Source organism: Paenibacillus sp. J31R109, from assembly GCF_059692055.1.
In genome coordinates, this window is record NZ_JCAUAR010000001.1 from 64,851 (window position 1) to 91,843 (window position 26,993).

Sequence of the window (26,993 nt, forward strand, 5' to 3'; positions counted from 1 at the left end):
GGATGCTTGCACCGAAGAGAAGCTGGATACAGCAAGTAGTGTATCTCATTGGCATGTATGGTCAATTTTTAAAAGTGTACGTCAAAACGTTGGTTGAATATAGGGCGGATACACTCATCGCGGTCATTGCGGGGATTGTTGCACAGGGGAGCACATTGATTTTTTTGACGGTGATATTCCATCGAATTCCGACGCTGGCAGGGTGGGACTTTCATGAATTAGTCTTTATGTTCGGACTTGCCGCAACGGGGCGAGCGCTGAATCAGACCTTCTTTAACGCGCCATTCCTGTTAACAGGATACATTCGGAACGGACGCATGGATATGATGATGGTGAGGCCAGTAGGCGTGCTTTTTCAAGCGATAGGGTATTCGCAAGAGTTGAATGGCGTCGGTCAACTAATCACAGGGTTTGCGATAATGGGATATGCGGCTTCGCACCTGGATATGGCGTGGACATTCTGGAGCGTTCTTTACGTATGGATTGCTTTGCTATGCAGCGCGTTCATACAATTCTCAATCTTGCTGACCATCAGTGTACTTACCTTCTGGATTCAAGAGGTACGCTCACTGATCTATCCAATCACATGGCTTTATGATTTTACAAGATATCCTTTGCAAATTTTTCATCCGCTGCTTCGTGGACTGTTAACTTACATCATTCCGTATTCATTAGCCAGCTTTTATCCGGCCGCTTACTTATTGCGACCAGAGCAATACGGCTGGGCCGTTTGGGGCGTTCCAGCCGCTGCTATGGGGATCGTGATGATGGCCTATTTTATATGGTCACAGGGGTTAAAGCGTTATTCGAGTGTTGCGGGATAAATTGTTCGTTGCGACTACAGTCAATATACATCGGATACACGGTTTCCTGAGTGGGAAGGGCTACCTTGGTGAGCACTTTTGGAACCGTTGGGGTCAGGGGTTCTTGTAGGTTCGCAGCAGTCTGTCTGAGGCGTTTACTCTTCTCGAAAACATCGATGACGAGATAATACATAATACATAGCACGATAAAACCCAATCCGCAGATTTGTAAGTTTTGCATCCTAGTACGCCTCCTATGAATCATTTTTCATAGATTAACGCACTTTGATTGCAATGTCGCTCGAAAATCGGTGTCGTTTTGTGACATTTTGTCAAGGAGCTTCTAAATGTGCTCGTTTTTCTTGACAATATAAGTGAGAACCATTATCATTCGATGTAGTAAGTAAATGAAAATGATTATCAATCGCTGACGAGAATGAACGACATCATGAGGGGGCTAGTCGAGATGAATCATAGCGAGAACGGTATTGGCGTCGGGACCTTGCAGGTCATAGCAGATTATCAATTAGAGCGCTGGCTGCATACCCTCACTCATGAGGATCGTGGTACGGATTCCGAAGATCTGAATTGGCAGCAGCTAACGCAATACGCGGCTTATCATGCCATTAACGCCTGGTACACCATGCCCGTAGCAGCTCGAACGCATCGTGTGCTAACGCAGGAGTTCGAAAAGAAATGGACGAATAAAGTCCAAAAATTCGGCTCAGATACCTTTTATAGCACAGTTAAGCATAATGTCATTGAGCAGTTGTATGGCATTCTGTCAGGTGAGGGCCGGATGGAATGGCCGATCCTTTTATTTGAAAGCATGGATGTGTGGGTTGATGAGCTTGATATGGGCTTATCGATGATCGTGCAAGCGATGGACTCGTCGCAGCAATCCATTGTCATACATAAATTTATCATGGAAGACAGCGCGGCATCGCTTGCCCTGTTTACACATATGTCGGTTGTTTTTTGCAATAAAGCTTTCGGAGGGATTCCTGTGCAGCTGCAACTTGTCAATTTGATGAGCGGCAAGCAGCATCGTATAGAGACGAACCATTTCACTATGGAACAATCGTTGGATTATCTCAGACTTGTGAAAGATGTGTATTTGGAAAGTCGCAGATGTACGTGCTGCAGAGAGGATGAACTTCATGGAAACAAATTCGACATGGCAATCCACCAATGATTTGCTATCCTTACGATTTACGACATTGACTGCCTCCCCAGACGGAGTTTTATATGCGGGGACTGAAGGGCACGGTGTGGTTCAGTTCTCGCCATTACGATCATGGGAAAGCGCCTCAGAAGGCTTGCCGGCGCAGGTTCATGTCTATCGCTTAGATTGGGTGGAGACGCAATTATTCGCTTCCACAAGCCACGGATTATATCACCTAGAGGAAGAGGTATGGCAGCAAACAACGGTTACGGATCCCTGTTATCGGGCAGTTGGCTGGGGTGATCGATTCGTGCTCACGGAAAATGGTCTGCTTTGCGGGAATCAGGAGGAATGGCTGCCACTTGCCTTTCGAGGGAAGAAAACCTACGATTTGATGGTGACTCCTCATTTCATATTCTTAGGCTATGAAGATGGCATCACCTATTACGATTTATTTACGGGGGATTGGTGCAGCATGCCGCTCACGCAAGCGGTGACTAGTTTAGCTGTGTTCAACACGCTGCTTGTAGGAACAACGGAGCGCGGAGGCTTAGTCGTAGGCAATAAGCAAGGCGGTTTGCATCAGCACCGGTTTGAGGGCATGTTCTTGAACCGATTGGTCGCGCATCGCGGTGACGTCTATGTATGTGCCGATACGGGGCTGTATAAACTGATCGAGTTCAGAGGCAACATCATGCTTCATGCATTGAATGCGCAAGCCGAGGTGACGGATCTGCTGATTTGGCGAGATATGATGGTCATCTCAACACGTGGTTCAGGTATTAAATATAAACATGCCGATAAGACAGGCTTTCAAACGGTTCTATAAAAAGAAAGAAGCTCCCTGAGATGGGAGCTTTTTTGATGTATATTCAGCATCTTGATAGGAGCTGAGAACTGCAAAAATACATCCTTTTTAAGGAGAATAGACCGTTTATCGAGGAATTGCTGCGAAAATACATCTTTTTTTAGCGATATTCCTTAAAAAGGATAAATGTGGTGGAAAAAGATGCAGATTCGCATCTTTTCTATAAATCACGACTTCTCCAGTAGAAAAGGATGTATATTCGCATCTTTTTTTGATTCTGATTTGCCAAGGACGTAGGCAGCCGTGGTTTTTCTTGACGTATATACCTTTTGCCTAGGCGCCCCAAATTCGCGGCATCGCCACCGGCTCTTTCCCCAACTCCGCCCAAATATAAGCCAACAACAGATCGGCTTTCAATTCTTTGAACGCAGGCTCATCCCATAAATTTCTGATCTCACCGGGATCCTCTTGGAGATCAAAAAGCTCGCCATACGTTTGATTATAGTAGACGGTTAGTTTATAGCGATCATTTACATATGTCTTCTGATGAATGGTCGTCTTCTCGTGCCGGAATTCACAGATGGCATGATCGCGTACACGCTCTGCCTGACCTGTCCATACGCTGCTTTGATCTACGCCCGTCATGAAGCATGGAATTGGCAGTCCTGCCATGGAAAGAAAGGTAGGAGCCAAGTCGACGAGGGACTGGATGGCATTCGAAGTTGTGCCAGCAGGCACATGACCTGGATATCGGACAATAAAGGGGAGCTTAATCAAATCCTCATAATGGAAGCCACCTTTATACTGCAGACCATGCTGCCCAAAGAAGTGACCATGATCCGTTGTAAAAACGACAATAGTATTCTCGGCAAGTCCTAGCTCTTCTAATCGGTCTAGAATACGGCCGATATGTGCGTCCATACAGCTAATCATCCCATAATAAGTCGCAACGAGCTGTTTGCGCTCGCTTTCCGGCAGGCGGGAATGCGATTGATAACCATGGATGCCAAAGCCGCTTTCTTTTAAATGGGAAAAATCGGGATTCTCTTCTTGTGTTAAACGGAAATGAGGTGGGTTCTTGTCATGCTCACCAGGTGTGACCGTCGGGATCGTTAGCTTCTCCGGATCATACATGGTATCCCATGGCGAAGGGACTAAATAGTCAGGATGCGGATCAAAGAAGCTCGACCACAGGAAGAAGCCTTCATCGGATTGTTGGTATTGTTCCAGCAGGGCATTCGTTCTTTCAGCTATCCAGGTATTATAGTGAAACTCTTCGGGAATGTCCCAATGATGCAGCTGATTAGGGTCCATCGTTCCTGTTGGAGCTAAGAAATAATCGCGCCAGTTGGTGAGCCCTTTCTCTTCCATCCATAGGGCATAATGTTGTCCTACGTGTGCTTCATTCGTATGATTGCGGGCTAGTTCAACATGGTCAAAACCATAGAATGGCTGATCAAAGGTTTTCCAGAAGTCGAGGTCCTGAAGAATCGGATACGATTCAAGAGAAGGGTATTCTTCTGTGCCTTTAAGCGGTTGGAAATGTGCTTTCCCGACTAAGGCGGTTCGATAATCCGCTTTCTTGAAATCTTCACCAACCGTATGTCGATCTTCCAGCAGCTTGGTACCTAGTGTCCATGCGCCGTGCTGACTCGGATATTGTCCTGTAATGATGGAAGATCTAGTCGGGGTACAGGTAGGGTTTGGGCAATAGGCTCTGGTAAAGGTCGTACCTTCGTTGACAAGGCGATCTAAGTTAGGGGTGGATAGCTCAGGGTTAAAAGCTCCAATCGTATTCCAATGCTGTTGATCACTTGTGATGAGTAGAATATTAGGTTTCTTCATAAGGCTGCTGCCACCTTTCATCTGCATGTTATTTCCTATGATTAGTATAAAAATAGGAGGAACATATCAACATGATCGAATGTTAGAAGTTGTCATTATGTTGGGTTTTAATTATGCTAGGTAGATCAGGCATATAAGAGGAGCTGTGTCCCCATGCAAGAGTTAGAGATGGAATATGCAAATGTTTGGCTGGCGATTCCCCGTCCTTTTCAGAGTGCAAGCGGATGTTGGGTTGTACGTGCGGGTCAGAATCTGGCTAAGCCTAGCTACCACATTGGTCCCAGAGTGATTGAACAAACAAGCTTTCATTGGGTCATGCAAGGCAAAGTGAGAGTGACTTCGCTTGATCTTACTGTTGAATTAAGTGAGGGAGATTTATTCTGCTTATTTCCCGGACGTTCCTATGTGTATGAAACCATGCAATCAGATGACGGCATACCGCCTTTGAAAATGATTTGGCTCGCGATGGAAGGGGAGCAATTGCCACTATTAATAGCGGAGTTCGGTCTTAGAGCAAGTAAGTATTGGTTGCATGACATTGTGAGCAATGAAGTCGGCGAATCGCTGCGAAGTGTGATAGGGGCAATTTCGGGGGCAAAGAAAGACATGTTTCTCGAACAACGAGCACTCAGTGATCTTTTTTATAAAATGAATCTGCAAATCAACCGTTCTTCCTCGAAAGAGAAAGAAAACTGGTTGGCCCAAGTCAAAGATTTCTTCGATCTACACTTTACCGAGCATATTCGCGTTGAGGATGCAGCTCAGCATTTTGGCTATCATCGATCCCATTTATATACCGCATTTTTGAATAAATATGGGATCTCACCACAGCGTTATTTGGCCCGAAAACGGTTGGAAAAAGGGGCAGAGCTCCTCAAGACAACGACGCTGTCTGTGACAGAAATCGCCTACTCATTAGGCTATTCTGAGCTGTACGCCTTCACACGTGCATTCACGTCGTATATGGGGGTCTCGCCGCGGGCCTATCGGGGGTAATCTGACTACGACACAGAGGGCTTGCCAGTATCAGACCGTTGACCATTGGCCTTATGGATGCCATAATCGATAACAAAACGAAATAGGGAGTCGGCCAGCCATGGGTTTACGTTCCGTCCTAGATACTTACCGGCACATGAAGATCAAGAACAAATTATCCATTTTGATAACGATGATTATCGCTGTTTCGTTGACGTTTACTATTTTGATACAGCAATATGTCTTCTCAATCTACGATGGGCAAATCTATGAGAAGTCCTCTCGCGTGCTTAATTTATCGTCGACCGCCATTGAAACTGAGCTCAAGCGATTGCAGCAGCTTTCTTATCGGATTTTGGCAGAGGAGCAAGTGCAGGAATGGTTGACATCACTTAAAAGGAATCCTTCGGATTATGACCGTCTGATCATTAGTCAATACTTGGTCGATCGGCTGATCAGTTATTCGGGTGAAGAGCCCTATCTCTATTCGATTCAAATTATGGATGCCAAAGGAAACGAGCATGAGGGCGGTAATATCATGCGAATGGATGCGGAGCGGAAAAAGCATATCCTGGATATGGCCGCTGAAGGCATGGGGGAGAACCGTTGGCTGTATCCCGACAGTAAAGATTCGGCGTTGATTGCGACGCGTGAAATTCGCTCGTTTCATAAAACAAACTTTGATTTGGACTATTTAGGTACGCTAGTCATTCGGATTAATATTGATAAAATTGTCCGTGATATTGCACCCGAAGAGGGGGATGTGATGATCGTTTCAAATGGAAACGTTATCTTCCCAAGTAATCCCTCTTTTGATTGGACGCGGATCGCCGCTCCGATGAACAATGGGAAGGGCTATGAAATCCAGAAAATTGATGGTGAAGAGTATTTCATTGCCCAAATACAGTCATTGAATACAGGTTGGACATATTTGAATATTACGCCGTTTAATCAGATTTTTGATCGGATTATTTTTATTAAAGAAATGGTTGTTTTCGTGTTTATTACCATCTTTGTGGTTGTCATTCTTATAGGCATCCGATTCTCGTACAGCTTAACGCGGCCGATCGACGAATTGATGGTACGCATGAAGCTTGCAGAGAAAGGAAACTTCGAGGAAGCGAATTTATTCCCCCCTGGCGGACAGGTCGCCATGAATGAAATTGGCCTCTTGCAGCGAAGCTTCCGATTCATGATCGAGCGTATTAACACCTTAATTCAAGAAAATTATGCCAATCGTCTGTTGATTAAAGAAACGGAATTTAAAGCGTTGCAGTCTCAAATCAATCCTCATTTTCTCTATAACACGCTGGAGTCGATCAACTGGATGGCAAAGGTGAATCGCCAAGCGAAAATTTCGGAGATGGTGGAAGCGCTAGCGTATTTGCTGAGGCACTCCGTCGATTTGAAGGAACCAATTATTACACTCGGGGAAGAAATCGATATTGTCCGAAGTTATGTGACCATTCAGAAAATTCGCTTCGAGGAGCGACTGGTATTCAAGCTGGACGTACCTGAACACTTAATGAATCGCCCCATTCCCAAGCTGACACTCCAACCTTTGATGGAGAACGCGATTCATTATGCGCTAGAGTCAACGATTGAACCTTGTGAAATCTCGATTCGAGGCTGGAGCACCGAAGAGGGGATCTTCCTTGCCGTTGAGGATACGGGACCAGGCATCCCGAAAGGGATGATTGACAGATTACGTAGTGGTGAAGTGACGACGAAAGGCAAGGGGATTGGACTTTTGAATATCGATGATCGGATAAAGCTTGCCTTCGGGGAAGATTACGGGATTCGTGTAGATGAGGCAGTGAAGCATGGGGCTTCGATCATACTTAGTTTACCAAATGGTCAGGAGGAATAAGAGATGTACAAAGTATTATTAGTTGACGATGAGAGAATCATTCTAGATGGCATTTCACGTATGATGGATTGGTCCTCCTTACAAACAGAGCTAATCGGGACTGCGCGGAACGGGGTGGAAGCCTTCGATTTCATCCAGGTGCAGATGCCGGATATTATTATCAGTGATATTCGCATGCCTGGCATGGACGGACTCGAGCTTGTGGCTCGGGTACATGAGGCTTATCCTCAGATTCGCTTCGTTTTGCTGTCAGGCTTCGGTGAGTTTGATTATGCGAGTAGAGCCATGCAGTACGGGGTTAAGCATTATTTGTTAAAGCCAACGAACGAAGGTAAAATTGGCGAAGCGCTGCAGGAAATTGTAGCTGAGCTTGAACAAGAGACGAATAAAGAGTCGTTCGTTCTGAACATGAAAGCTGAACTTGAGAAAGTGATGCCGCATGTGAAGGAACAATTCTTAAAGGAATTCGTGACGAATAAAACGTATGGCCATTGGGATTGGGACTATTTCCGCAGTTTATTCAAACTTGATTTTGACTATCAAATCCGTCTTCTTTTGTTTCAGTTGGAAGGCAGCTTTGAGTTCGAGCATCTGTTTGCGATCAAGAATATTGCCCAGGAAATCCTTGAGAGCCCATTGCTCAGTACGACAATCGGAAATCATGTCTTAATTCTCCTGGAAGAATCCGACCATATCGATCAGCTCCATGAGCGGATCTATCATATACGAGATACGTTTCAGACGTATTACAAAATGGACACAACGATTGCGCTTAGTGAACCTAGCCATATTACCAAAGCTAGACATTTGTATAAGCAATGCTTGCATCTGTTGAATTATCGCTTTTATTTGGGAGAGGGCAGCTTAATTACCCGCAAAGATACCGAAGTCTCGCAAGAAGCATCACCGAGAGAGCTAGGCTGGGATGAGGAGCGGCTTAATATGTCCGTGAGATCCGGTCACCGTGAGGAAGCGGAGGCAGCTCTGCACGCCTTTATTGCAGGATTGAAGGAAGCGCAGCTGGACATTGATGTAACGAAGTCTTATGTCATTCAACAATTCGTTTCCCTAGTTCGACAATGCGCACCTGAAGAAATGAATCATTATTTTACGCAAATCCCCTTGATTGTGGACATGCATACGCTTCAGAATATTCAGACTTTCATGGAAAATGTGGTACTCAGCATGACGGAACGCTTCTATGGCCTTAACAAAGTGAAGCATAGTGCGATTGTTCAGAAGGTGATGGATGTGATTAACTCCCAGCTTGGGAATACGGAGCTCAGCTTGAATTGGGTTGCACATGACATGTTGTATATGAATGCGGATTATCTCGGAAAACTATTCAAGAAGGAAACGGGAGAGAAGTTTTCCAATTATGTCATGAAAGCAAGAATTAATCGTGCGACGGAAATGATTGCGGCAGACACGGATATCAAAATTTTTGAACTTGCGGAGCGACTTGGCTTCGGAGACAATCCTCAATATTTTAGTCAAGTTTTCAAAAAATACCGGGGTTCGACACCTTCTGAGTATATGAAATCGACAGACACCTCTGCATTTTAAACAAATAGGTCTGTATTTTGGATTAACCTTTCCTCCTTCCAGCGCGATAATACGAATAGAAAGAAAACGATTACAACTTTGGGGAGGAAATTACAGATGAAAAAAGTCATGTTTACGGTTATCTCGGCGGCGCTATTACTTGCAGGTTGTGGGACGAGCGGTTCAAGTAGTTCAACAAGCACACCAAACACAGGCGCTAGTCCAGCTGCAAGTAAAGCGCCTACGACAACTGCTAAAGCAGATCCAGTTACATTGCGTGTTTCTTGGTGGGGCGGTCAAGCGCGTCATGACTATACGCTGAAAGTGATTGAATTGTATCAACAGAAGCATCCGAACGTGAAAATCGAGTCTGAGTACGCCGCGTTCGACGATTATTGGAAGAAGCTTGCTCCACAAGCTGCTGCTAACGGATTGCCGGACGTATTCCAAATGGACGTTTCCTACCTCACACAATATGGAACTAGAGGGCAATTGGAAGATTTGACACCATTTACAACTAGCGGTGTGCTGAACGTGAAAGATATTGCTGAGAACAGTCTTTCCGGCGGTAAAATTGAAGGTAAACTGGTTGCGATGAACGCAGGATCCAATGCACTTGGTGGCACGATCGATCCGCAAATGTTGAAAGATAATGGCATTACTTTGAAAGATGATTGGTCATTTGGAGACTTAGATGCTGTCGGCGCGACACTGAAAGCCAAAGGCAAATTGCTTGCCGGCGATCTTCGTCATGACGTGTACTTCCCGTTCTATCTGAGAAGCGTTGGACAAAAGCTATACGCGGCTGATGGCGCTGGACTTGGCTATGCGGATGACAAAGCGTTCGTAGACTACTACACGATGTACAAAAAATGGTATGATTCCGGTTACTTGCTGCCGCTAGATAAATTAGCACAGAAAAAGGGAACAGCGGAAGACGATGAAATGGTACTAGGCAATGCAGCTGCTACATTCGCTTGGTCTAACCAGTTCATTGGGTTCAATACAGCTGCGAAACGTTCACTTGACATCATGAAGACACCGAGCTGGAGTCAAAACAAAGCGCTATTCTTGAAACCTAGTATGTTCTGGTCTGTTTCCAAAAACTCCAAGAACAAAGAAGAAGCAGCGAAATTCGTCGACTTCTTGATCAATGATATCGACGCGAACAAAATTATTATGGGTGAGCGCGGTGTACCGGTTTCCTCTAAAGTGAAAGAAGCTTTAATGCCGCTCTTGACGCCTGAACAAAAGAAAGTATTTGAGTACGTAGCTTGGGCAGAGAAAAATGCTTCCCCGATGGATCCGCCAAGTCCGATTGGTTCTGTTGAAGTAGAGAAACTGCTGAAAGATACCGCTGAACAAATCATGTACAAAAAGTTGACAGTTGAAGAGGGCGCTGCGAAATTCCGTAAGGATGCGACAGCAATCTTGGCTAAAAACAAAAAATAAGCTCGGCAAGAAAGCCTCCGCATGTTCCTTATGCGGAGGCTTTCTTCGTGTTCGAAAAGCGTGTTGTTAGAACCGTGTAAACGCTATTATCACTCTGTTATTTATACAAACAGAACGGTTTTTTGCCTTCTGGCAGTGAATCAACTCTTTTATAATAAAGGTAGAGAAGAGAGGAAGCGAGGCTTCCACTTCATAAATCAAGGTTAGGGGTTGATCACCAATGAACAAGCTGCGTTATAACGATAACCTGGTGGGGTACATATTTGCTTCCCCTTTCATTCTGGGGTTTCTCATTTTTACGCTGTATCCGATTATTTCTTCACTCTTTTATTCATTTACGGATTACAATTTGTTTGATGCACCGAATTTTATCGGCTTTGACAACTATGAAAAAATGTTTACAGCGGACGACAAGTATTGGAAATCAGTCAGTGTAACCTTTACGTATGTATTCGCCAGCGTGCCATTGCGACTTGCCTTCGCCTTAATGGTGGCGGTGATACTGAATAAAGCAGTCTCAGGTATCGGCATTTATCGCTCCTCGTTTTACTTGCCTTCGTTGATCGGCGGAAGCGTGGCGGTTTCCATCATGTGGACGCAAGTGTTCGGGGATAAAGGCTTGGTGAACTCCGCTTTAGGCGTTATCGGAATTCATACAGATACGTCATGGATCGGAAATCCATCGACGGCCTTATGGACACTGATTGCGTTGTCCGTGTGGCAGTTCGGGTCTTCCATGCTCATCTTCTTAGCAGGTCTCAAAAACATTCCAGCTTCTTATTATGAAGCGGCTAGCGTCGACGGCGCGAATAAAGTACGCCAATTTTTCAAAATCACGCTTCCGTTGCTCAGCCCAATTATCTTGTTCAACCTGATTATGCAGACCATCTCTGCGTTTATGACCTTTACGCCAGCCTACATTATTTCCCGCGGCGAAGGCGGACCGCTAGACAATACATTGCTTTACTCGTTGTACTTATACCGCCGAGCGTTCCAATTCTACGAAATGGGTTATGCTTCCGCAATGGCGTGGGTGATGCTCATTCTTGTCGGTATCATTGCACTCGTTATTTTCCAAACTTCGAAATACTGGGTTTACTACGAAAACAAAGGAGAGAAATAACATGGCATATTCCAACAACTACAAACGCTTTGGCTATCATCTCCTTCTAGTGCTATTGTCACTCATGATGATGTATCCTATCATTTGGTTGCTTGCAAGCTCGTTGAAGCCCAATAGTGAAATATTTTCAACCGCGTACAGCTTAATTCCGAGCAAGATTGCTTGGGAGAATTTTCAGACGGGCTGGAGAGGTTTCGCAGGCAATTCATTCGGTCGCTTTTTCATGAATTCGTTCTATATCGTAATCCTGTCGACGATTGGCGCGGTAGTCAGCTCAGCCCTCGTTGCTTATGCTTTTGGCCGCATCCCATTCTTCGGGAGAAACTTCTGGTTCGGTTGCATGATGCTAACGATGATGCTTCCGCATGACGTTACAATCATTCCCCAATATGTTCTTTTTGCGAAGTTAGCGTGGATTGGTTCCTTTAAACCAATTATCGTGCCGCAATTCTTTGCGATTCCATTCTTTATTTTCCTGATTATGCAGTTCATTCGGACCATTCCGATCGAGCTCGATGAAGCTGCTAAGATGGATGGCTGTAGTAAATACAGCATCTTTTTCCGGATTTTGGTGCCACTTATCGTTCCAGCGCTTATTACATCAACGATCTTCTCCTTTTACTGGCGCTGGGAAGATTTCATTAACCCGCTGCTTTACTTGAACAAACCGAGTATGTACCCCGTGTCTCTAGCCTTGAAGCTTTTCTTGGACGGAGAATCCGTGAATAACTGGGGAGGCATGTTCGCCATGGCATCCGCGTCACTTGTACCGATTGTTGTTGTATTCTTCATTTTCCAACGGTACATTGTTGAAGGGATTAGTACGAGTGGTTTGAAAGGATAGAGGATGAGAGGAGAACTTGAAGATATGCCTAAATTAGTATTTGACGAAAATGAAATCAGATCAGCAATTGACCGCGTGGTAGATCGTACATTTCGAATGGATTTCGGCTGGGATTGGCCCGGAGGTGTCGCATTCTATGGTGTTAGTGAGGCCTATGCAGCGACAGGGAATGAAAGCTATCTAACCCGTTTGAAAGCTTGGGTGGATGAAAATATGGAAGATGGCTTGCCGAAGCTTTCGGTTAATGCGGTGTCCATCGGACATTCCTTACTCACCTTGTATGACGTGACGAAAGAAGAGAAATATTTGGACACGGTAAAGGAAATGGCGAATTTCCTAACGACAGAAGCGGAGCGCTTTGGGGATGATATTCTCCAGCACACCGTTAATTCCGAAACGTATAATTTCCCCGAACAGGCTTGGGTAGATACCATGTTTATGGCTGGTTACTTCCTGCTGCGTGTAGGTAAATTGCTGAATAACGATGATTATTTCGAGTTAGGTTTGAAACAGTATCATGGACATGAAAATGTCCTGCAGGATGCGAGAACGAACTTGTACTATCATGGATGGGACAATATTGCTCAAAATAATATGTCCGCCATGTTCTGGGCACGCGGTAACTCATGGGCAGCGCTCACGATGGCACGCGCACTCCATCTCGTAGAAGTCACTCATCCTTCATTTATGATTATTGATGGCTCCTTGCGAGATCAACTAAGTGCACTTGTTCGACTGCAGGATGAGTCAGGCTTGTGGCACACCATTCTGGATGATGTAACAGCTCCGCTGGAAACGTCCGGATCATCAGGGATTGCGACAGCTTTACTCACGCGAGGAAGACTGTACAATAAGTATTCACAGAAGTCGATCGACGGTATCTTGGCACGAATTACCGAGGATGGCACAGTAACAGGCGTATCGGCTGGTACAGCTGTCATGAAAAATGCGGAAGGCTACAAAGGCGTACCTGACAAGCGCATCCAAGGCTGGGGACAAGGATTAACGTTGACTTTCTTAGCTGAGGTGTTGAATTCTAAGAAAAACAGTTTTGGGAACGGGTGTTAGTGGTAGCAGCAAACCCACGGCAACTTGAAAATTTGGTTTAAATGGAAAACCTCCAGTTAAAAATGGTCATTCTCTGCGAAACGCACAGAAACGCCAAACTTAACTGGAGGTTTTTCTTTGAGTCATGAATCTAGCTATTTACTTCTTCCGCCCATACTGCTTACCTGTGTTCACCATTCGCTGATACAACTTGCGATTAGACATGTTCTTCAGCGGATAAAACTGTGGGCGTGTATTCACTTCCAAGATCCATGGATTACCCTTGGAATCGATTGCGACATCGAGACCTAGTTCACGGAAACCTCGCTTGTGATAATCAAAGGTATTGCCGACAGTTACACCCATCTGTTTCAAATGCGTTTCCCGCTCTTGGATATCGGCCTTCGAATAGCCTGCACCTTGCATCGTCGGTTTGAAATACCCAATCGTTCCGCCTTGATTATAATTGGTGGCTACTTTGCCTGGTCTTCCAATTTTGGTGAAGAGTCCCGTGGTGATCCAATTTCCTTGATTCGTTTTTTGCACCATAACACGGATGTCGAAAGGTCTTCCTTTTGTTTTTGCAAGTGAAATCCCTTTCTGCAGTAAATAGGACCGCTTACCAGCGTGATTGGACAGTCTGATATGCAGTTTCTTCTGCGTTGAATAGAAATTTTTCTTGCGATTCAATTGGGTCTGGAAGCCTTTCGTTCTCCGCTTGATACGGATAATATTTGAACCGCCTGAGCCGCCTGTAGGCTTAAAGAAGACAGTTTTATACGAATCAATCATAGTATCCAAATTCGTCTTCGTAAAAAGCAAGGTCCGAGGGACATATTGGCGTAATTCATGATGTTGAAGCAGCCATTTCGTTTTAACCCACTTACTCTTTATCGAACTGCTTTTATAAGCTGCCATAAGGTGTGCACCTCTTTTTAGACAGCGTATGTGAGGCGAATGCTGCTTGTCAGTGCGTTTACCCAGTGGATAGCTTCAAAAAGGTACATTCGTTGATAAAATGGAACGGTTTCTACAAGAGGCCGGCAAATTGAATGACCTTATGCTCGTATCGACCTAACGTTAGTTTCCCTTCACGGTATTTCATACCTGTGACAGGGTCGATGCCATCTTGTGGGAGTGTCACACTGCCGCCATTACCGTCCATGTTAACGACGATCCACACATCATACCCATCTCCTCGTCTCGGAGCGACAATTGTACCTGCGGTCACATTAGTGCGGAGGGTAACGCCAGCATCATCCGCATAATGCGTAATGAGTTTGTTCAATAGTCTCTCGCCTTCCTCGCCAGTTGGCATGGAGCCCAGCATGACGATTTTACCTTGGCCATAGGTCCGTTCGGTAAGGAAAGCTAATCCAGGTGTTAATCCTGCTTCCACGGTTCCGATAGCAACGGCTTCCTTTAGTTCGAAGACTGCACTCCACAGCGATAATGGAGCCGCGATATCAAAGGCACTGCCGATCGATCCACTGCCGTCCATAGGGAACGTGTAGATCGTCTCTACACCAGCGAGCTGCTCCAAATTTCCTAAGGCTGCATGCGTATGCAAGGTGTGTTCCTCCGTTCGTCCACCAGTGAGTGGGCCAACAACCCATACTCCGCCTTCGGCAACGAATGCTGTAGCACGCTCCATGAAATCCGATGAAATATAAGGGAGGAAGGGTGTGAATAGCAGCTTGTAACCCGCTAGTTCCGAACCTTCCGGCACGATATCTCGGTGAAGCCCTAGGTGTAGTATCCGCTCATAGAACGAGGTTACAAGCCCGCGATGATTCAGCTTCTGATGCGGTTCAGTTTTCAAGAACGCTTTGGAGCGATCCGAATAGGTCATGGCAACCTCAGCTTGTGTAGGACGAGTAGCTAAGATCGTAGCTTCAATCTCTTTTCGAGCCTGCTCAACCTCTAACACATTCGGGAAACCAATCGTAGGCTTGCCCCAAGTGCTGATTACAGAACCATGAGGCTGCTCACAGCCTGCACGCTGCTGTCTCCACAGCCAATAACAGAAAGCTTCTGCGCCCAAAGCATAGGCAGCGACAGCTTCGACTTTGAGATACCCATTCGGATGTGGCTTCGCATAACTCGCCAATGAAGCAGCATGGGAGGGGCTTGTCTCCATGATCCAATAATCCCGTCCGCGCTTAAAGTTCCGCCACAGATCATTATTTAATAAATAGTTGGCAGGGTGATCATAGGTCGCGTACGTATCGAAAGAGGCGAAATCCAGCTCGCGGAATAAACGTTCATTATCCACACTGAATGCAACGCTGCTGTTATGCGTGATGGGCGCGTCAGAGAATTGGCGGATGATAGCCGCTTGTTCATCGGAGAACTGGGCTATTTTTTCCATGGAGAATTGTTGATACATCGTACTCAGGGAGGAGTTGTGCAAGAACGGTACAGGACCAGGCTGCGGCACTTGCTCAAAGCTGTGGTAGTATTCACTCCAAATTTGCGTGCCCCATGCTTCATTCAGCTTTTCAACGGTTTCATAACGTTCTTCCAGCCAGTCATGCCACTGCGTAAGGCAAGTTCCACACATACATTCCGAGACATGTGCTTTAAATTCATTGTCGATCTGCCAACCGATAAGACCTGGTAAGCGTCCAATGGCCTGAGCAATGTGCTTGGTGATGGTGGCAGCCTTTTCCCGGAAGTAAGGATGATTTGTACAGGCATGCTGACGGGAGCCATGGCCCATGACTTGCAGCTGCTCATTCACATACATCCGCTCAGGATGTCCGTGCGTGAACCAAATTGGCGGTGTAGGCGTCGGCGTGCACATCACGGTATCAATGCCATTTTCATGCAAGAGATTGACCATGCGCACAAAAAAAGTAAGATCAATATTTCCTTCTGTTGGTTCCATATTGGACCAGGCGAACTCGCCAATTCTTACGACATTCATGCCTGCTTGCTTCATAAGTTCAATATCTTGGGCAATGACTGTTTCATTCCAAAGCTCTGGATACCAGGCAGCGCCGTGGTACAATTTGTTTCCCATGTCCATCAACCATCCTCTACATCTAAAAGTTAGTTTCTACTATAAGTGCTACCATGCCCAAGGGCAATAACACATTCTTGCTGGAAATATTAGGGTGTTTCAACTGTTTTGAACGGTTTGCACTTTCTTGATAGAGGTTGAAAAAACGTGTGTGGAAGGGCTTACAAAAATGTCTGATAGGCGGTAAATGTCACGTGTTGCATAATAGGGCTACAAACGCTCACAAGGCGATCATGACATGGAGGTGAAAAGGATGAAGCAGGCAACTGCTCCTAATAACAGAGAGCTGGTACAAGTGAGCGAGGCGAAAGGGCTTCGCAGATCGCAGGTGTGGGCAAGGTTGCGCAAGGATAAATGGATCTACGCGTTGCTGACACCGGGATTGTTATATTTCCTTATTTTTAAATATGTGCCCATGTGGGGTGTGCTGCTTGCCTTTAAGAATTATCAGCCTTTTCTTGGCTTTTGGAAGAGTGAATGGGTTGGCTTGGAACATTTTCGTGTCTTTTTTCAAAATCCAGAGTTCTTCATGCTCCTCCGTAATACACTGTTGCTTTCCTTATATAACTTGCTGTTCTATTTCCCGGCACCGATTATACTGGCACTCTTATTGAATGAAATCAAGGTCAGTATGTATAAACGTACCATTCAAACGCTAATTTATGTGCCGCACTTTATCTCCTTAGTCATCGTGGCCAGCTTAACTTATGTTTTTCTTACGACGCAAGGCGGACTGGTTAATGAGCTTTTGCAGCAACATTTCGGTTATAAAATTGACTTCTTAGCTAGTCCTGAATGGTTCCGGCCGATGATCATTATGCAAACGATGTGGAAGGAATGCGGGTTTGGCACGATTATCTTCCTTGCAGCGCTTGCTGGGGTTGATGTGGAACAATATGAAGCATCTATTGTAGATGGAGCCAATCGCTTGAGACAGTTATGGCACATTACACTGCCATCCATACGGAGCACAATCGTTATTCTACTAATCCTGCGTATGGGCGATGTGTTGGATAACGGCTTTGAGCAAATTTTCCTCATGCTGAATCCACTGAACAGGGAAGTAGCCGAAGTATTTGATACCTATGTCTATATGATGGGGATCACGCAGGGGGCATTTAGTTACAGTACAGCAGTTGGTTTATTTAAAGCAGTTATCGGTGTCATTTTGGTACTTGGTGCGAACTGGACAGCGAAGAGATTTGGACAATCTGGCATTTATTAATACGAAACTTATAGGTAAAGGAGGAGAGCGGTTTTGGCAAAGCAATATAAGAGCGTTCCCGGAACCATCTTCGATATAAGTAATTATCTTGTACTAGGTATTATTGGTATCGTTTCTATACTGCCATTTCTGTATGTTATCGCAGGGTCGTTCGCATCTGATGCCGAATTGACACAACGTGCGGTGTTCCTTATTCCGGAGACGTTTACTTTAGCGGCTTATCGCTTTATTTTCTCAACAAGCACGATTATCAAAAGTATTGGGGTATCCCTCTATGTCATGGTTGTTGGGACTTTCGTGAACTTGTTCTTCACCGTTACGATGGCCTATGCCTTGTCGAAGCGAGGACTTATGGGAAGGAATACTGTTCTGAATCTCATTATTTTCTCGATGTTGTTTGGCGGCGGTTTAATTCCGACATTTTTAGTTGTACGTGAACTTCACATGTTGGACACCTACTGGGCATTAATGATTCCAGGTGCGATTAGCGCTTTTAACTTGATTATTGTCAAAAATTTCTTCCAAGAGATTCCTCCCGAGTTAGAGGAAGCTGCGAAAATCGACGGTTGTACAGAGATCGGTCTTCTCTGGCGAATCGTACTCCCGTTATCCATGCCGGTATTGGCTACTTTTACACTATTTTATGCCGTCGGTCATTGGAACAACTTTTTCTCAGCTTTGCTATATATCAACGATCCTGCCAAATGGCCGCTGCAAGTCATGCTGAGACAGATTGTTTTATTGTCCCAGGCTGCTGCGGGGGATATCAACTCCATGGATCCGAATTTCGTCAAACCACCCGAGCAATCCATTAAAATGGCCGTGATCGTCGTGGGCACCATACCGATTTTGCTTGTCTATCCGTTCCTGCAAAAACATTTTGCCAAAGGGGTCTTGATCGGCTCGGTCAAGGGGTAACGGAATACGATAGAGGCAAGTCCATAACCTAGAGGAGGCATGTTTAGATGAAGAAAAATGCGAAAAAATGGGTTACCGTAGCAACCGTAGGCACAGCCGTCATGACAACAGTCGTTGGTTGCAGTAGTGACAAAGAGAGTACGGCAACACCAGCAGCATCCGCTTCCGCCACACAAGCAGCAACACAGACCAAAGCACCAGAGAATCTGGCACCACTTGATCTGAGCATCATGCTTCCGATTTTCAAAACAAATTTTCCGAAAGATGATGGGCCGGTTACAACTGAAATTGAGAAGAAAACGAACACGAATATTCATCTGGAGTGGGTGCCGAATGCCTCCTACACTGATAAATTTAATATCACGCTGGCCTCAGGCAAGCTGCCTCAAATCATCTATGTGGGTGATGTGAAGAACCCAAGCTTCGTTAACGCGGCGAAATCGGGCGCTTTCTGGGAAATTGGGAAATACCTGAAAGATTACCCGAACCTGAGTAAAGCCAACCAAGTCATTATGAACAACTCGTCCATCGAGGGGAAAAACTATGGCATTTATCGTGGTCGTGCATTAGGCCGTAACGGGATCAACTACCGCAAAGACTGGCTGGAAGCTGTCGGTTTGCAGCAGCCCAAAACGATTGATGATTTCTACGCGATGCTGAAAGCATTCAAAGAGAAAGATCCTGATAAGAACGGTAAAGACGACACGTATGGCATGGTTTTGGTCAAATGGACAGGACAATGGGCAAGCGGGTTTGATACGATGAAGCTTTGGTTCGGAGCACCGAACAAATGGGGCGTTGTAGATGGGAAGCTTGTGCCTGAGCATCAAACAGCGGAGTATATGGAAGCGCTTAAATTCATGAAAAAGCTCTACGATGAGAAGCTGATTAATCAAGACTTTGCCGTCTTTGATTCAGCGAAGTGGAACGATCCGGTTGTTAACAATCAAGCAGGTGTTATTGTTGACGTGACCGATACAGCTGCACGTATCGATGATCGTATTCATGCGGCATTAGCGAAGGATGGTAAAGATAATCCAAACATTCACTATGTGGATAATATGATTGGAGTCACTGGTAAAAATGGCTTAAAAGCACTGCCTACTTCCGGATTTGCCGGGATCTTGGCGGTTTCCAAATCAGGTGTGAAGACGGAAGAGGAACTGAAACGCGTTCTGAAATTCTTGGATCAAATGAACGAACCTGATCTTCAAACCCTAGCTGGCTATGGCATTGAAGGGAAGCATTACACGAAAGACGGCGATGCACTAGTGCCAAGCAAGGAAACAGCGCTGTTGGAATCCGAAGTAGAAGGCTTGAACCAAATGCTGCCGTTTATTCCGGAAGATCGCGGTTTGAAAGTGAAGCAAACACCGCTTCGTCTACAAACGGCTAAGATTCAAAAAGAAGCAGAAGCCAACATCGTTGCCAACCCTGCAGAGCCGTTTATCTCAACGGTTTACTCACAAAAAGGTCAACAATTGGATAACATTATCAATGATGCACGTATTAAATTCATCGTCGGTCAAAGTGACGAAGCAGCGTTGAAAACAGCGTTCGAAACTTGGAAGAAATCAGGCGGAGATGACTTGGTGAAGGAAATGAACGATCTTTATACAGCTGCAAAGAAATAAGATGGAAAAGCACCCGTGAGGGTGCTTTTTTAACATAGTAAGCATCTCGTTATGAGCAGAGAACTGCAAAAATACATCTTTTTTAAGGAGAATAGACCCTTTATCGAAGAATTGCTGCGAAAATACATCCTTTTTTACCGATATTTCACAAAAAGGATAAATCTGGTGGGGAAAGATGTATATTTGCATCTTTCCTAATAGATCGTGACTTCTCTAGTAGAAAAGGATGCGTATTCGCATCTTTCTTACGTGATGACTTCCCTATATGCCTCTAACATTATTCCGCGCTATCCCACTGTGGATTCCAGACAACTTCCCAAACATGACCATCCGGGTCTTGGAAATATCCTGAATAACCTCCCCAAAAAGTGTCATGAGCGGAGACGGTTATGGTTGCGCCAGCTATTCTCGCCTGTTCCATGACCTGATCTACTTCTTCTTTGCTAGTGACATTGTGTCCAAGTGTGAATTCAGTTGCACTAGGTTTTGTCTGTGTTAACTTCGTATCATAAGCGATACTGGCACGATGCCATATTGCGAGTTTCAAACCAGCTTGTAAGTCGAAAAAAGCAACAGCACCATGTTCAAATTCTTTTCCAATAATGCCATCTGTGGACCAACCTAATCCATCTCGATAGAAATGTAATGATTTTTCTAGATCATCTACACCTAATGTTAACACCGTAATTCTTGGTTTCACAATACAACCTCCCCTGAAGACACGTAATTAACTTACTTGTCTTATTCGGCGTTGCAATCGCAAGTTCCTCGCTGTGTTTAAGAAAACGCTGAAGGCAATAAAGCTTGAGAGACGAATAATATTGTTCTTAAAGCGCAATCCATTCTTGTCTGCTCAACATAAGATAGCAAGACTAAGTATGTCTACTAAAGGATGCGTGAGCAGCATGAAGACCCAATATCAGAGCAAAAGGCAACAAAGACGTGGTTATCACGGGCAAAAATCGGCCTATGACGCGACAGTCAAAATTGCTGCACAAGCCAAAGCTAATTTAGGAACTCCTGTCTGTGTCGTGCTTAAAGATGGATCCTATTACTATGGCGTGTTGAAAGACATTCAAGCCAATCAAGTTATCCTGCAAGGTTTTAAAGGAAAGCAGAAACTCCCTCGCAAAAAAGGGAATTCGAAAGCACGGATTTCCAGTTTAGGCAGTTTAGGTGGTTTGGGTAACATGTTAGGGATGTTTGGCGGCGGTGGACTCGGCGGATTGCTTGGTGGCGGAGGATCCGGCGGAGGTCTTGGTGGGCTACTTGGCGGCGGAGGTTCTGCCGGCGGATTGTTAGGTGGACTCGGTCAAGGTGCAGCTGGTAAAGCAGCGGGCGCAGGAGCTGGTGCAGGTGCAGGGGGCCTCTTTGGCAACATCGGCAGTTTTATGAAGCTGGGTATGGGCGTTATTTCCTTCATTATGCCACTGATGAAAAATTTCTCGATATAAGCAATAGGCAGCAGCTCCTTGATTTTGGGGGCTGCTTTTTTTATGGCGTGCATCCTGCTGTGGGACGCAGAGTTGGTTACCACTGCATTTTAAACACAAAAAGTCGGAAAAGTCATGTATTTCCTCTGGAAATTAACTTCCATGCCAGCGCCAATCGTTATACGCTCTAAGTTGAAGTCTTCGCTCCAAACAAAACTTTCGAACGGTTGGTGAGGGCATGTTACGAGCCATTAAAGAAGGACTAGCAAAAAATTTAAATAAGGTGATCGGCGGTCAAGGACGCTTTTACAAAAAGAGCCTGATCACGATATTCATTGTCTCCGGCATACCAGGGCTATTAATGGGGGTGCTCGTGTATTGGATGGCAGGCGGGCGCGTGGAAAGCGAGTTGCTGCAACTGCATTACAGACAAATTGAACAACGTTCGCAAAATATCGATGACCAATTAGCCAATTTAGAGCTGCTGCTATCCCATTGGGCGTTCGATAATAAATTTGACTATAGCTTAAATGGGTATGATTTTGTGCGGAATTTTGAACGGACACAGGATATTACTAGAACGCTAGTTGCGATGCAAGGCTCGAATGCCATGGTGAAGCATGCCGAACTTTACGTTGGTGGAACAAGCTCGGTGCTGTTCAATCCCGAGTACATGAAGATTGATGATCGTACAGCAGCGACCGCAACCAGATATGAACCGCTCATCCATGGTCAAAATACAACCTACTGGACGCAGTGGTCGTTTGATGCGAATCGTCCCGATAACAAGGATTTAACGCTCGTTCATCAAATTCCCGGTGGCAGTCTGAATCCGTTCGGGGTATTGGTTTTCCGTTTTGACAGCCAGAAGATGGCCAATATGCTCAATACGTTGACGCCTTATGATGGCGGGGAGACGTTTCTGATTCAAAATGCTGGAGAGTTGTTCGTATCAGCTAACGGAAATACGTCCACATCGCCTTTTGTAAGCGCTCTTCGTGAGAAAGTTGGCGCACTGGCAGGTAAAAAGGGTTCCTTCTTTATGGATTGGAAAGGCTCTACGTACACCGTTTCATACGGCAGCTTAGCCAGAATAGCAGAGGATTGGACCTATGTATCCGCGTCACCGATTTCGAGTATCACTTCACCGGTCGTTTTTATTTCCAAGTTGATTATTACAGTAAGTCTCGCGGTATTGCTGCTTGCGGCTTTGCTGGCCTGGCTGGCATCTAGACGTATTTATGTGCCTGTCAAAAGGCTTGTTACAATGCTGGGGGGCAGCTCATCGAACCCACCGCAGTGTGAGTTCACCTTGCTCGAAACCCAATGGATGCAACTGCATAATGAGAGCTTGGCACTGAATACGAAGCTGACAGAACAGCTTCCCCACCTGCAGGACAGTTTTATGCACCAGTTGCTTCAAGGTTATTTGAATGCGTATTCAGAGGACGATCTGCGCCATCGAATGGAGCGGTTTAAGTGGGATGTGAAGAATAAGCAGTTCGTTGTTCTCTACGTCCAATTAATTGGGATGTCCAGCGTGGAAGGAAACTTCCGGCTTGGGGAAGAGGGTCTTGTGACCTTCGCGGCCGTGAATATGATCGAAGAGCTGGCTGCACCTTATTTTGATCAAAGTCATACACTCAATTTTCATGATCTAACAGCGGGTATTCTACTTATCTTGCCAGAGGATCAATCCTATACAGATGCTTGCCAAGCCTTTAGTGATGAATTGAAGCAGTCGATTAATCGTATTTTGAAAATGCGCATGACCTTGGCCATTAGTCGGCCTGTCCCGTTAATTTCGGATGTCCCTATCGCATTTGAACGAGCCAAGCAAGCGGTAAGCTATCGATACTTCGAGAATGTGAACCAGATTATCGATATGGAGCAAGACAATGATGCAGGAGATGAAGACATGGAATTGCAATATCCATTTACACAAGAGCGGGAGCTCATACAAGCCTTACGGACAGGAAAAGAAGGGGAAGCTAGCGAATTGCTGGTCTCCTTCCTGGACGTTTTAACCTGCAAAGGGGCCAAGGAAATTGAGGTTCAGCAAGGGATGCTGCATCTGCTTGGGAATGTTCAGCATGCGATTATGGTCTCTGGGATTAATCCGAATCGTCTCTTCAAGGGTGCGAACTTGTATGAACAACTTTCACAGATTCGGGAGTCCACGCGTATTCTTGCGTGGTTTCAAGAAAAAGTGCTTAAACCTTTTATGAAGGAGATGTCGGGTCGTTCAGATGCCCAAGTGAAACGTATTATTGAACAGGCGATGATTTATTTGCAAAATAATTATAGACAGGATATTTCGCTGGATAATTGTGCGGAGCATACGGGGACAAATCCTTTTTTCCTTAGCAGATCGTTTAAGCAAGTGACTGGCAAAAACTTTATTGATTACTTGACAGAGCTGCGTATGGACAAAGCCAAAGAGTTGCTGCGGGAATCAGAAATGCGGATTAACGATGTTGCCGATCAAGTGGGCTACCAGCATACGTATTTCAATCGGATTTTCAAAAAGCTGGAAGGCATGACGCCCACACGCTATCGCGAGCTCAGTCGAACTTCCTAAGCAACAATGTATTAGTTCGGTAAAAAAGTGCAAACACCGGGATCACCTCCTAGCAATAATGTCCGCTTGTTCGCAAGATCTTCACTTTTTACAATGAGGTTACATGTGAAAAGGAGATGATCGCTTGGCTTCGGATCTAGCAATTAAGCTGCGTTGGTTAAACAAAGAAGCATCTAACCCTGTAGGGTTAACATGGGGAATTCCTTGGCGCGAAGGTGAGCTGGGGCGTGAGGAGTCATTGCGGTTGGAAACTGCCGACGGTCAAGGAGCTGTACCGGTGCAAAGCTGGCCTACGGCTTATTGGCCGGATGGCAGTGTGAAATGGTCCGCGCATTCGGCAACCGTACTCCCAGAATCAACAAATGACTTAACAATTCGTAAAGGGAAAGGTCCCGATTCCGATCATCGTATTCTCGTAACGGAAACGGATGAGACCATTACGTTGGATACAGGCGTTATGCAATGCACGATAGGTAAGCTGGGAAAACAGTGGCTTCGCCGTATTGTTCGTGAGGGCAACGTGATTTGCAGCGGTGGCGAGCTCATTGGCCTGACTGAAAGTGTGAGCGAAGCATCCGGTGTTCGCATTCGTCGTGAGGAGACTTTTGAAAGCCGAGTCGTACGCACGGTTATTGAACAAGACGGACCCATTCGGGCAGTCGTTAAGCTAGACGGCAGACTCCGCTCGACGACGGGAACCAGAGAGTGGCTGCCTTTTACACTGCGCATGTATGTGTATGCGGGGCAGGAAACGATTAAACTTGTGCATACGTTTCATTATGATGGGAATCCGCACGAGGATTTCATCCAAGGCTTAGGTATTCGCTTCACGGTGCCGATGAGAGGTGCCCAATACAATCGGCATATCCGTTTGGCGGGAGATCGTGGGTATTTTAGCGAATCGCCCAAAACCTTACATACCCGTCGAACGAAAGGGAAGTACAGGGAGTTATTTGAGCGTCAAACAGCAGGTGAGCTGACCTCTTTTGACCCTGCAGAAGATGCTTATTTTCTTGGACTGCTGGATGATTCAGCCACTTGGGATAGCTTTAAGCTCGTGCAAGATTCGTCGGAGCATTATCGTATTTGGAAGCGAACCCAAGCAGGCTGTAGTTGGGTTAAAGTAACTGACGGCGCGCGAGCTGGTGGTCTGGGCTATGTCGGTGGTGAAGGCGGTGGCTTAGCGGTGGGGCTGCGTCATTTTTGGGAGAAGCATCCTTCAAGCTTAGAGGTACAAGGTTCAGCCGGGGCGGAGGCTGCGTTTACGATCTGGTTGTGGTCACCAGACGGGGCAGCGATGGACCTTCGTCATTATGATACAGAAACGCATGTAGAATCCTCGTACGAAGGAGCGGAAGAGCTCCGTGCTACACCATATGGTATAGCGAATACGAGTGAGTTGATGCTGTGGTGTACCAAGGAAACGCCGGATGAGGAGCTTCTTGTGCATATGCAGGAGGAGACGCAGAATCCTTCGCTTCTTGTGTGCGAACCAGCGTACTATCACGCTTCAGGGGCTTTTGGCTATTGGAGTTTACCAGACCGCAATCATCCTGTGAAAGTACAGTTGGAGAATCGGCTGGATGGGATTATTTCTTTTTATCAAAATGAAGTTGAGCAGCGAAAGTGGTATGGTTTCTGGGATTATGGCGATTACATGCATAGTTATGATCCTGTTAGACATGTTTGGAATTATGATTTAGGCGGCTGTGCATGGCAAAATACAGAGCTCGCGCCTAACATGTGGCTGTGGGTGATGTTCCTCCGCACGGGTCAAGCGGATATTTTTCGAATGGCAGAAGCCATGACTCGTCACACCAGTGAAGTGGATTTGTATCATTTTGGTGAATATGCAGGACTTGGTTCCAGGCATAATGTGGTTCACTGGGGCTGCGGTTGCAAGGAAGCTCGCATTGGGATGGCGGGCTTGCATCGGTATTTTTATTATTTAACCGCTGATGAGCGAATCGGGGATATCATGGATGAAGTGCGTGATTCGGATTTCACGACAGTGAATTTGGATCCGATGCGAGCTTATTTTCCGAAGGATGAACATCCCACGCATATCCGAGTAGGTCCAGATTGGGCGGCTTTCAGCTCGAACTGGATGACGCGTTGGGAGCGCTATGAGGATACTTCCTATCGGGACAAAATCTTAGTAGGCATCAATTGTATTAAAAACGCTAACTATGGGCTCATTTCGGGCCCCACCTATGGGTATGATCCTAAGACTGGCGTGCTCTCGCCGCTTGGTGATGATAATTGGGGCAGGCATTTGGCCATTTGTATGGGAGGACCGCAAGTGTGGTTCGAGCTGGCTGGTATGTTAAAGGACCCTGAGTGGGAAAACATGATGGCAGAGCTCGGCGTGTATTATAACCAAACACAGGAGCAAAAGGATAAGCTGACGCATGGTCAGATCTCGACGAAACATTTTGAGCATCCTGTGCTCAGTGCAGCGATTACTGCGTATGGCGCATTTTATAAGCGGGACGATGAGACTGCGGAGAAGTGTTGGTCCATTTTGCTGGGGAACGAGTTTGCCAAAGTAGACCTTCAGAAGGACGCCACCATCGTTACTCACGTGGACACCTTGCATGAGATCGATTGGATGAACACGAATGAAGCTGCTCAATGGTCATTAAATACGATTATCGCGCTTGAGCTTATCTCGGAATGGCTGCCCCAATAATGGAATGT

General features: G+C 45.7%; 20 protein-coding genes. 16 read left to right on the forward strand and 4 right to left on the reverse strand.

Translation table 11 applies throughout. The features are described 5' to 3' along the window. Nucleotides 1-2: 2 nt before the first annotated feature. The 3 genes from AC58QT_RS00255 (at nt 3) to AC58QT_RS00265 (ending at nt 2,797) form a co-directional block, all read left to right on the forward strand. A complete protein-coding gene (locus AC58QT_RS00255; RefSeq protein WP_497407239.1) occupies nt 3-824 on the forward strand; it encodes an ABC transporter permease in 822 nt (273 codons plus the stop codon). Nucleotides 825-1,269: 445 nt separating this feature from the next. Continuing rightward, on the forward strand, nt 1,270-1,998 hold the full coding sequence (locus AC58QT_RS00260; protein ID WP_497407240.1) for a hypothetical protein: 729 nt from the start codon (nt 1,270-1,272) through the stop codon (nt 1,996-1,998). Beyond that, nucleotides 1,964-2,797 (forward strand): hypothetical protein, encoded by an 834-nt coding sequence (locus tag AC58QT_RS00265; protein WP_497407241.1) that lies wholly within the window; start codon nt 1,964-1,966, stop codon nt 2,795-2,797. The genes AC58QT_RS00260 and AC58QT_RS00265 overlap by 35 nt, the downstream gene beginning before the upstream one ends. Nucleotides 2,798-3,109: 312 nt before the next feature. Here AC58QT_RS00265 and AC58QT_RS00270 read toward each other — a convergent pair whose 3' ends face one another. After that, nucleotides 3,110-4,621 (reverse strand): sulfatase family protein, encoded by a 1,512-nt coding sequence (locus tag AC58QT_RS00270; protein ID WP_497407242.1) that lies wholly within the window; start codon nt 4,619-4,621, stop codon nt 3,110-3,112. A gap of 153 nt (nt 4,622-4,774) precedes the next feature. Here AC58QT_RS00270 and AC58QT_RS00275 point away from each other — a divergent pair, with 153 nt between their 5' ends. From AC58QT_RS00275 to AC58QT_RS00305, 7 genes are all read left to right on the forward strand, one after another. Beyond that, the gene (locus tag AC58QT_RS00275) at nt 4,775-5,617 is read left to right on the forward strand and encodes an AraC family transcriptional regulator (RefSeq protein WP_497407243.1); all 843 of its coding nucleotides are present in this window, start codon (nt 4,775-4,777) and stop codon (nt 5,615-5,617) included. A gap of 100 nt (nt 5,618-5,717) precedes the next feature. Further along, nucleotides 5,718-7,466 (forward strand): cache domain-containing sensor histidine kinase, encoded by a 1,749-nt coding sequence (locus AC58QT_RS00280; protein WP_497407244.1) that lies wholly within the window; start codon nt 5,718-5,720, stop codon nt 7,464-7,466. A 3-nt stretch (nt 7,467-7,469) separates the two neighbouring features. Beyond that, on the forward strand, nt 7,470-9,032 hold the full coding sequence (locus AC58QT_RS00285; protein WP_497407245.1) for a response regulator transcription factor: 1,563 nt from the start codon (nt 7,470-7,472) through the stop codon (nt 9,030-9,032). A 96-nt stretch (nt 9,033-9,128) separates the two neighbouring features. Further along, nucleotides 9,129-10,463 (forward strand): ABC transporter substrate-binding protein, encoded by a 1,335-nt coding sequence (locus tag AC58QT_RS00290; protein WP_497407246.1) that lies wholly within the window; start codon nt 9,129-9,131, stop codon nt 10,461-10,463. 220 nt (nt 10,464-10,683) lie between these two features. Then, entirely contained in the window at nt 10,684-11,586 is a 903-nt protein-coding gene (locus tag AC58QT_RS00295) for a carbohydrate ABC transporter permease (protein ID WP_310226550.1), read from the forward strand. A 64-nt stretch (nt 11,587-11,650) separates the two neighbouring features. After that, nucleotides 11,651-12,430, forward strand: coding sequence for a carbohydrate ABC transporter permease (locus AC58QT_RS00300; RefSeq protein WP_497284481.1), 780 nt, complete (start codon nt 11,651-11,653; stop codon nt 12,428-12,430). A 24-nt stretch (nt 12,431-12,454) separates the two neighbouring features. Next, complete coding sequence (locus tag AC58QT_RS00305; protein WP_497407247.1) at nt 12,455-13,498, forward strand: glycoside hydrolase family 88/105 protein; 1,044 nt, start codon at nt 12,455-12,457, stop codon at nt 13,496-13,498. Nucleotides 13,499-13,636: 138 nt separating this feature from the next. Here the strand turns inward: AC58QT_RS00305 and AC58QT_RS00310 are convergent, their stop codons facing one another. Both AC58QT_RS00310 and AC58QT_RS00315 read right to left on the reverse strand, forming a co-directional pair. Beyond that, entirely contained in the window at nt 13,637-14,395 is a 759-nt protein-coding gene (locus AC58QT_RS00310) for a YheC/YheD family protein (RefSeq protein WP_497407248.1), read from the reverse strand. A gap of 112 nt (nt 14,396-14,507) precedes the next feature. Then, nucleotides 14,508-16,502 carry a beta-galactosidase gene (locus AC58QT_RS00315; RefSeq protein ID WP_497407249.1) on the reverse strand — a complete coding sequence of 665 codons (1,995 nt, stop codon included), beginning with the start codon at nt 16,500-16,502 and terminating at the stop codon, nt 14,508-14,510. Between the two features lie 253 nt (nt 16,503-16,755). On the opposite strand from AC58QT_RS00315, the gene AC58QT_RS00320 reads away from it, so the two are divergent. The 3 genes from AC58QT_RS00320 to AC58QT_RS00330 are packed head-to-tail and all read left to right on the forward strand — an operon-like array spanning nt 16,756 to nt 20,279. Continuing rightward, entirely contained in the window at nt 16,756-17,727 is a 972-nt protein-coding gene (locus AC58QT_RS00320; protein WP_497407250.1) for an ABC transporter permease, read from the forward strand. Nucleotides 17,728-17,760: 33 nt separating this feature from the next. Beyond that, on the forward strand, nt 17,761-18,645 hold the full coding sequence (locus AC58QT_RS00325; protein ID WP_310226561.1) for a carbohydrate ABC transporter permease: 885 nt from the start codon (nt 17,761-17,763) through the stop codon (nt 18,643-18,645). A 47-nt stretch (nt 18,646-18,692) separates the two neighbouring features. After that, nucleotides 18,693-20,279 carry an extracellular solute-binding protein gene (locus AC58QT_RS00330; protein WP_497407251.1) on the forward strand — a complete coding sequence of 529 codons (1,587 nt, stop codon included), beginning with the start codon at nt 18,693-18,695 and terminating at the stop codon, nt 20,277-20,279. A 277-nt stretch (nt 20,280-20,556) separates the two neighbouring features. On the opposite strand, the gene AC58QT_RS00335 is transcribed toward AC58QT_RS00330, so the two are convergent. Continuing rightward, a complete protein-coding gene (locus tag AC58QT_RS00335) occupies nt 20,557-20,979 on the reverse strand; it encodes a VOC family protein (RefSeq protein ID WP_497407252.1) in 423 nt (140 codons plus the stop codon). 205 nt (nt 20,980-21,184) lie between these two features. On the opposite strand from AC58QT_RS00335, the gene AC58QT_RS00340 reads away from it, so the two are divergent. From AC58QT_RS00340 to AC58QT_RS00350, 3 genes are all read left to right on the forward strand, one after another. After that, the gene (locus AC58QT_RS00340; protein WP_497407253.1) at nt 21,185-21,733 is read left to right on the forward strand and encodes a hypothetical protein; all 549 of its coding nucleotides are present in this window, start codon (nt 21,185-21,187) and stop codon (nt 21,731-21,733) included. A 217-nt stretch (nt 21,734-21,950) separates the two neighbouring features. Continuing rightward, nucleotides 21,951-24,293, forward strand: a complete 2,343-nt coding sequence (locus AC58QT_RS00345; RefSeq protein WP_497407254.1) for a helix-turn-helix domain-containing protein — start codon at nt 21,951-21,953, stop codon at nt 24,291-24,293. A gap of 124 nt (nt 24,294-24,417) precedes the next feature. Continuing rightward, on the forward strand, nt 24,418-26,985 hold the full coding sequence (locus tag AC58QT_RS00350; RefSeq protein ID WP_497407255.1) for an exo-rhamnogalacturonan lyase family protein: 2,568 nt from the start codon (nt 24,418-24,420) through the stop codon (nt 26,983-26,985). The last annotated feature ends 8 nt before the right edge of the window (nt 26,986-26,993 follow it).